General features: G+C 70.2%; 7 protein-coding genes. 4 read left to right on the top strand and 3 right to left on the bottom strand.

Translation table 11 applies throughout. The features are described from left to right. Positions 1 to 154: 154 nt before the first annotated feature. The 3 genes from ACIBVP_RS17860 to ACIBVP_RS17850 all read right to left on the bottom strand — a co-directional run bounded on the left by ACIBVP_RS17860 (position 155) and on the right by ACIBVP_RS17850 (position 3438). Entirely contained in the window at positions 155 to 1399 is a 1245-nt protein-coding gene (locus ACIBVP_RS17860; protein WP_396107226.1) for an aldehyde dehydrogenase family protein, read from the bottom strand. 14 nt (positions 1400 to 1413) lie between these two features. Then, a complete protein-coding gene (locus ACIBVP_RS17855) occupies positions 1414 to 2097 on the bottom strand; it encodes a M50 family metallopeptidase (protein ID WP_396107376.1) in 684 nt (227 codons plus the stop codon). 207 nt (positions 2098 to 2304) lie between these two features. Further along, the gene (locus tag ACIBVP_RS17850) at positions 2305 to 3438 is read right to left on the bottom strand and encodes an FAD-dependent monooxygenase (protein ID WP_396107225.1); all 1134 of its coding nucleotides are present in this window, start codon (positions 3436 to 3438) and stop codon (positions 2305 to 2307) included. A gap of 51 nt (positions 3439 to 3489) precedes the next feature. Here ACIBVP_RS17850 and ACIBVP_RS17845 point away from each other — a divergent pair, with 51 nt between their 5' ends. The 4 genes from ACIBVP_RS17845 (at position 3490) to ACIBVP_RS17830 (ending at position 7154) form a co-directional block, all read left to right on the top strand. Beyond that, a complete protein-coding gene (locus tag ACIBVP_RS17845) occupies positions 3490 to 4050 on the top strand; it encodes a TetR/AcrR family transcriptional regulator (protein WP_396107224.1) in 561 nt (186 codons plus the stop codon). A gap of 4 nt (positions 4051 to 4054) precedes the next feature. Next, a complete protein-coding gene (locus ACIBVP_RS17840) occupies positions 4055 to 4879 on the top strand; it encodes an enoyl-CoA hydratase-related protein (protein WP_396107223.1) in 825 nt (274 codons plus the stop codon). A 50-nt stretch (positions 4880 to 4929) separates the two neighbouring features. After that, positions 4930 to 5214: a hypothetical protein gene (locus ACIBVP_RS17835; protein ID WP_396107222.1), complete on the top strand. Its 285-nt coding sequence runs from the start codon at positions 4930 to 4932 to the stop codon at positions 5212 to 5214. Between the two features lie 131 nt (positions 5215 to 5345). After that, positions 5346 to 7154, top strand: coding sequence for an AMP-dependent synthetase/ligase (locus tag ACIBVP_RS17830; protein ID WP_396107221.1), 1809 nt, complete (start codon positions 5346 to 5348; stop codon positions 7152 to 7154). Positions 7155 to 7449: the final 295 nt, after the last annotated feature.

Raw genomic sequence — 7449 nt, 5'->3', positions numbered from 1 at the left:
ACCCCCCGCCCCCCCCCCCCCCCAACCCCCCCCTCGCCCCGACCGTCCATCACCGGTTGTGTCTTTTATTCAGCTGCGTCTTCCCACACCCCCCCCACAACTCAATATGTGCGCACGCGCGACTCGCTATGTCTGAGCGCGCGACTCGCCGGGGTCAGGCCGGGACGATGGCGTACTGGCGCAGGCAGAGGTCCGGGTAGGTGACCGGGCCGCGGGGGCCGGGGACCTTGTCGATGTTGATGCCGGTCTCCGGGACGGCGAGGAGCTTGAAGCCGTCCAGCAGGCGGGTGGTCGCGTTCCAGAAGACACCGGTGCCGGTGTAGGCGTCCATGAACGCGGTCGCCGTGGCCTCCGAGGTGGTGACGATCGACGCGGCCAGCCCCGACGTCTCGACGTTCGCGACCTCGGCCGCCTGCTGCGCCGACGAGACGGGCAGCACGGTCACGGTCGCCTCACGGTCCGAGTCCAGCGCCCATTCGTACCCGACGGGGTGGCTGTGCGGCGGCAGCGAGACCGTGATGTCGAGGTCGGCCAGCGTCTGCGAGACCTTCGGCAGCAGCGACTCGTACAGCGACGAGTGGATCAGCAGCAGGTTCAGCCGGTTGCACACGCCCAGCCGGTCCACGCTGTCCTTGACCAGCGACAACACGCGTTCCACGTCCGCGTCGACGTCCACGTACAGCACGCCGCCGCCGTCCGCGTGCGCGAGCGTCCGCACGCCGTGGCGTGCGGCCTCCTCGCCGAGCGTGCGGGTGGTGTCGCCGCTCCCCCGCAGGATCACCAGCGGGATGTGCGCCGGCTGCGACACGAGGGCGGTCGCCGCCGCACGGTCCGGGGTCGGCACCAGCTGGATGGCGGCGGGGTCGAGCGACACGTCCGACAGCGCAGGCGCCACGACGTGCTCGAGCAGCGCGGTGGCCGAGCGCAGCGCAGCGCCACCGGTTCGCAGGACACCGGCGTTGCGTGACTTGACCAGCTGCGACGCGACGTCGACGGTCACGTTCGGCCGGGCCTCGTAGTTCGCGCCGATGACACCGACCGGGCGGCGACGCTCGTACAGCTTCAGCCCGCCCGGCAGGTCACGCACGAACTCCGACCGCGGCGGGTGCGGCGTCGACGCGAGCAGGTCCAACGCGGCGGCCATCGACTCCAGCCGCTCCGGCGACAGGCGCAGCCGGTCGAGCAGGCCGGCGCTCATCCCCGACTCCCGCGCCGCCGCCACGTCGGCCTCGTTGGCGGCCATGAGGACGTCGACCGAGGAGCGCAGGTGGGACGCCATCGCCGACAGGGCGCCGTCGATCGTCGCGTCGGGCGCCGCGGCCAACGACGGCGCGGCGCGGAACGCGGCCTGTGCACACGACGCGACAGCGGACGAAACGGACTCGGTCACCACAGTCATGTACCAAGTCTGCCTCACCCCAGAAGCCAGGCCGCCGCGAGTGCCAGAGCGCCGAGGTTGATGAAGAGGAACATGCCGACCCACAGCAGCCCCGGCGCGCCGGTGAGCCGTGCGAGCTGGTCGGCGTCGGAGTCCCGCGCCCAACCGCGGCGGCGTTTGCTCTGCAGCTCGCCGACCGGGCGGACGCCACCCAGAAGGAGGAACCAGGTGATCAGGTGCGCGAACGCGGCCTGCACCGGCGGCGGAGTCCACCAGGCGATGCCGAACAGCACGCCGCCGGTCAGCAGGACGGAGAAGAAGCCGTAGACGTTCCTGACCATGACGAGCACGCCGAGCAGCAGGACACCGCAGACGACGAGCACCGTGCCGGTCAGCCCGCCGCCGACGAGCGCGGCGAACCCGAGCCCGAGCAGCGAGGGCGCGAGGTATCCGGCGAGCGCGGTCGACACCATGCCCGGCCCGTACGGCTTGCCCTTGGTGAGGGTGAGGCCGGAGGTGTCCGAGTGCAGCCGGATCCCGGACAGCCGCCGCCCGACCAGCACGGCGACCAGCGCGTGCCCGGCCTCGTGCACGATCGTGATCACGTTGCGGGCTGGGCGCCACAACTCGCTGAAGGTCACCACCAGGAGCGCGATCACCCCGGTCACGGCCACGGCCGCCTGATCGTCGAGCACGTCCACCGCGCAAGCCGACCACATCCCGGGTGCGATCACTGTTACGTCGACCGAGTTGTCCACAGCTCACCCGGTTGTCCACAGGCAAGATCGACATCCCGCCCCCTGACGGTGGGCACCGGTAGACTGGCATGGCGGGTGGCCCCCGGGAACGGGTGGGGGCACGGTTCTGTCCTGAGTGCGGGATTTTCGATGTTTTCCCAGGTCAGAGTCGTCCTTTTCGGACTGGGGTCAGGTGCGGACCAGGCCGTCCTCCGGGCGCCAGCTGAACGGTTGCGCCAGCGACCTGACGAACACCGACTTCGGCAGTGCCCGCAGCATGGCGTTCCGCGCCACCCGCGCGGGCGCCCACGTCAGGTGCGACACGTCCCGGCTCATCAACGCCTTGCGCCACAACGCCTGCGTGCGCGGGCGGCGCAGTTCGTCGTACCGGCGCAGGGCGGTCGCCAGGTCCGGCTGTGTCTCCACGGCGACCGACAGTGTCGCCGCGTCCTCCAGGGCCTGGCAGCCGCCCTGCCCCAGGTTCGGCGTCATCGCGTGCGCCGCGTCGCCCAGCAACGCGACCGGGCCACGCACGTACGTCGGCAACCGCGGTAGGTAGTGGATGTCGTTGCGCAGCACCTGGTCCTCCGTCGCAGCCGACAGGATCTCCGGGATCGGCGAGCACCAGTCACCGAAACGTCGACGCAGCTCGGCCAGTTCGCCGTCGGGACCGCGACCGCCTTCGGGCACCGTCGCAGTGCCGTAGCAGTACACGCGGCCGTCCGCCATGGGGAACGCCCCGAACACCGCTCCGGGGCCCCACGTCTCCGCCCACGTCTCGACCCCCGGCGGCGCGGGCATGACCATCCGCCACACCGTGTGCTTCGAGTACTTCGGCGCGGCCGCCGACGGCCACAGCGCCCGCCGGACCGCGCTGTTGATTCCGTCCGCACCGATCAGCAGGTCCGCCGACAGCTCGCCGCCTTCGTGTTCGACCACCGCACGAGCACCCTCGATCCGGGCGCCGGTCACCCGGATGCCCGGTACCTGACAGTCGTCAGGTACCGCCGCCAGCAACGCGTTCCGCAGGTCGTGCCGGTGCGCGACGACTGCCCGTGACGTGTGCTCGGTGACGTCGGACATGTGCACGATCCACCTGCCACGCCAGTCCCGCAGCCCGCCCGTCGCGCCGAGCCGGTCCGCCGGGACCGTCACGCCCACCGCCTCCAGCGCGCGGAAAGCGTTGGGCCACAACGAAATCCCCGCTCCGACGACGCCGAACTCCGCGGTCTGCTCCAGCACGGCGACGTCCCAGCCGCGCCGGGACAACCCCGCCGCGACAGCCAGTCCGCCGATGCCCCCACCTGCGACGATCGCTTCCATGACACCCCTCCTCTACAGTCGTAGAGGACTCTACACCCGTAGAGTGTCGGCATGACAGACCGGCGAACTGTGATCGCGGACGCGGCCATCACGACCCTGGCGCGTGCGGGCATGCGCGGGTTCACGCACCGCGCCGTCGACCGCGTGGCCGGCCTGCCGGAGGGTTCCACCTCCTACTACTTCCGCACCCGCGAGGCGCTGATGTTCGCCGCTCTCGCACGGATGGCTGAGCTGGACGCCCGCGACGTCGCCGACGTGCCGGCACACAGCGGCGAACTGGACGCGAGAGCGCTCTCCGACCTGCTGGCCGCTGTCGTCCGAGCCTGGGTCACCGAGGGCCGCGAACGCACACTCGCCCGTTACGAACTGACGCTGGAGTCGACCCGACGCCCGGACCTGCGCGCGAAGATGATCGAGTACGGGTCGATGTTCCGGGAGATGGCGGAGAAGAACATCGCCGCGGCGGGTGCCACGGAACCGGAACGGCGCAGTCGCACGCTGCTGGCCCACCTCGACGGGTTGGTGCTGCACGAACTGACCCGCGGCGACGGCATCGAGGAGAGCGCTCTCCAAGCAGCGTGCCGGGATCTGCTCGCGATGGCACTAACGTGATCGCATGGAGCACGTGAGCTATGCGGTGTCCGACGGCGTCGCGACCGTGACGCTGAACCGGCCCGAGGCACGCAACGGCTACACGGTGACGATGGCGAACGAGCTGGCGACGGCGTTCGACGAGGCCGACGGCGACCAGGCCGTCCGCGTCGTCGTCCTGACCGGTGCGGGCAACGACTTCTGCGTCGGCGCCGACCTCTCCTCGGGCGGCCTCGACGTGTCGGCCGACAGCGAGCGGGAATGGCACGAACCCGCCGGCCGCTGCTCGATGCGGATCTTCGCGATGAACAAGCCGGTCATCGCGGCCATCCAGGGCGCGGCGGTCGGCGCCGGGTCGACGATCATCCTGCCCGCGGACTTCCGGCTCGCCGCCACGGACGCACGCTTCGGTTTCGTGTTCTCACGGCGCGGTCTGTACCCGGAAGGCGCGTCGACGTGGTTCCTGCCACGGCTCGTCGGCCTGGGCCGGGCCATGGACTGGATGGTGAGCGGCCGGGTGTTCGACGCCGACGAGGCCCTCGCGGCGGGGATGGTGAGCGCTCTCCACGAGCCGGACGAGGTGCTCGACAAGGCCTACGAGCTGGCCCGCGAGCTGATCAGGACGACCGCGCCGGTGTCCGTGGCGGTGATCCGGCAGATGCTCTACCGGGCGGCGCCGCTCGACTCGCCGTTCCCCGTGCGGAGCCTCGACTCCCGGCTCATCGCGGGCAGCGCGAGCAACCCCGACACCGTCGAGGGCATCATGTCGTTCCTGCAACGCCGCGATCCACAGTGGACCCAGAAGGTGCCGGACGACCTCCCCGACTACCTGCCCTGGCTGCGGAAATAAGGGAAATCCCCGGAGGTGTCGCTGCCGATCCGCGCCTACCGTCGGGTGGCATGCGGATCTACGAGATCACGATCGACGGCGACGACGACTTGAAGGAGCCGGTCGCGCGGCTGTTGTGCCCGGATCCCGACCACGCGCCGCCGTGCCCGGTGCCGTGGAGCTTTGACAGCGTCGGGCGGCCGCTGGTCGTGTCGGTGTGCGTCGATGACGAGGCGGCCGCGGCGGCACTCGCCGAACGGATGCGGGTGACGACGGGCCGCGGGACAGCGCTCTCCGAGGCCGATCCGGCCGACCACGACACCCTGGTCGCGCAGTGCCGGGCGGAGCGTTGTTGACCGGTCGCCAATAGTGACAGTAGCCTTCCGGATGTCGGCAATGCCCGGTTCGGCGTGGACGCGGCACCGCTCTGGTGCTTACGATCACGCCCTATTCGGGGGGACCGAACCGGCGCATCGGAGCGTGGCACATGAACGAGACATCCCCCTTGCCGCACACGTTGTGCGCGTCCTTCCAGGAGTTCGTCAGGAAGACGCCAGGCGAGGTCATCATCCGCACCCCCGGCGGCGGCACGGCGATCACCTGGCGCGAGTGGGACCGGCGGGTGCGCAAGCTCGCGGCCGGGCTCGCGGCCGTCGGCGTCGAGCGCGGTGACACGGTCGGGCTGATGCTCAGCAACCGGCCGGAGTTCCATCTCGTGGACGCGGCGGCGCTGCACCTCGGCGCGACGCCGTTCTCGATCTACAACACCTCGACGCCCGAGCAGATCGCGTACCTGTTCGGCAACGCGGGCAACAAGGTCGTGTTCTGCGACGAGCGGTTCCTTCCCCGTGTCCAGGAAGCAGGCGGCGACGTCACGCACATCGTGTGCGTCGACGAGGTGTCCGATGTGGACGGAGTGCTGTCGCTCGCCGACCTGGAGGCCGAGGGCGACCCCGACTTCGACTTCGACGCCGCGTGGCAGGCCGTCGAGCCGTCCGACCTCGCGACGATCATCTACACGTCCGGCACCACGGGCCCGCCGAAGGGCGTCGAGCTCACCCACGCGAACGTGATCGCCGAGGCGGACGCCGTGCGGGTGCTGTTCGACGCGCGTGCGGGCGACAAGGTCATGTCCTACCTGCCCGCCGCGCACATCGCGGACCGCGTGACCTCCCAGTACTTCGCGATCCTGTTCGGTATCCAGGTCACGTGCGTCGCGGACCTCACCAAGCTCGCCGAGGCGCTGAACGACGTGCGGCCGCAGACGTTCTTCGCCGTGCCGCGCGTGTGGCAGAAGCTGAAGGCCGCGATCGACGTCGGCCTGGCCGCTGAACCGAGCGGCGCCAAGCGGCGGATCGCGACGTGGGCCATCGAGACCGGCATCAAGGCGGCGCGCCACCAGCTGGCCGGGAGAGCGCTCCCCGCGGTTCTCGCGGCGCAGCACCGGGTCGCGGACAAGCTCGTGCTGTCCAAGCTGCGCGACAAGCTCGGGCTCGACCAGGTGAAGGGCCCGGCGTCGGGTGCGTCGGCGATCTCGGCCGACATCCTGGAGTTCTTCTGGGGCCTCGGGATCCCGGTGTACGAGGTGTGGGGCATGTCCGAGACCGGCGGCGCCACCACGGCGAACGCGCCGGGGCAGACGAAGCTCGGCACGGTCGGACGTGCGGTGCTCAACATGGAGATCAAGATCGCCGACGACGGCGAGCTGCTCACCAAGGGCCCGACGATCATGCGCGGGTACCGCAACGATCCGGAGAAGACGGCCGAGACCATCGACGCCGACGGCTGGCTGCACACCGGCGACATCGCGGAGATCGACGCGGACGGGTACGTCAGGATCGTCGACCGCAAGAAGGAACTGATCATCAACGCGTCGGGGAAGAACATGTCCCCGTCCAACATCGAGAACGCGATCAAGGCGGCGACGTCGCTGGTCGGCCAGGTCGTGGCGATCGGCGACGACCGGCCTTACGTCGCGGCGCTCGCGGTCCTCGATCCGGACGCGGCGACGGCGTTCGCGTCGCAGCACGGGTTCGGCGGCGCATCGCCGGAGGAACTGGTGGCTCACCCGGAGATCCGCGCGGCGGTGCTGGCCGGCCTGAAGGAGGGCAACGAGAAGCTGGCCCGCGTGGAACAGGTGAAACGCCTGCGCCTGCTCCCCTCGTCGTGGGAACCGGGCGGCGAGGAACTCACCCCGACGATGAAGCTCCGCCGCAAGCCGATCGCGAAGAAGTACGCCGCGGAAATCGACTCCCTCTTCGCGGAAACCCCCGACGAAACCGTCCTCCAGCCCTAAACCCCGCGAGTCGCGCTCTAGAACACACTGAGTTGTAGGTTTCGTGCAGGTCCTGGCTCTCCGCGACCTGCACGAATCGTCCAACTCGACGTGTCTGAGAGCGCGACTCGCCGTGCCTGAGAGCGGCGAGTCGCGTTCCCAGACACCGCGAGTCGCGCACCGGAACACCGCGAGTCACGCGCTCGGACACACCGAGTTGGATGATTCGCGCATGCCGCCCCCTCAGGACCTGCACGAATTCGACAACTCGGTATGCACGAGCACGCGACTCGCGGTGTCGGAGAACGCGACTCGC

It is taken from the genome of Actinophytocola sp. NPDC049390 (assembly GCF_044466355.1).
Taxonomy (GTDB): Bacteria; Actinomycetota; Actinomycetes; order Mycobacteriales; family Pseudonocardiaceae; genus Actinophytocola.
This window is presented reverse-complemented; position numbering and strand designations above follow the sequence as displayed.

Bases quoted from the DNA above. Each gene is read 5' to 3' on its own strand.
- ACIBVP_RS17860 (WP_396107226.1), bottom strand. From the start codon at position 1,399: ATGACTGTGGTGACCGAGTCCGTTTCGTCCGCTGTCGCGTCGTGTGCA.
- ACIBVP_RS17845 (WP_396107224.1), top strand. From the start codon at position 3,490: ATGACAGACCGGCGAACTGTGATCGCGGACGCGGCCATCACGACCCTG.
- ACIBVP_RS17840 (WP_396107223.1), top strand. From the start codon at position 4,055: ATGGAGCACGTGAGCTATGCGGTGTCCGACGGCGTCGCGACCGTGACG.
- ACIBVP_RS17830 (WP_396107221.1), top strand. From the start codon at position 5,346: ATGAACGAGACATCCCCCTTGCCGCACACGTTGTGCGCGTCCTTCCAG.
- ACIBVP_RS17835 (WP_396107222.1), top strand. From the start codon at position 4,930: ATGCGGATCTACGAGATCACGATCGACGGCGACGACGACTTGAAGGAG.
- ACIBVP_RS17855 (WP_396107376.1), bottom strand. From the start codon at position 2,097: ATGTGGTCGGCTTGCGCGGTGGACGTGCTCGACGATCAGGCGGCCGTG.
- ACIBVP_RS17850 (WP_396107225.1), bottom strand. From the start codon at position 3,438: ATGGAAGCGATCGTCGCAGGTGGGGGCATCGGCGGACTGGCTGTCGCG.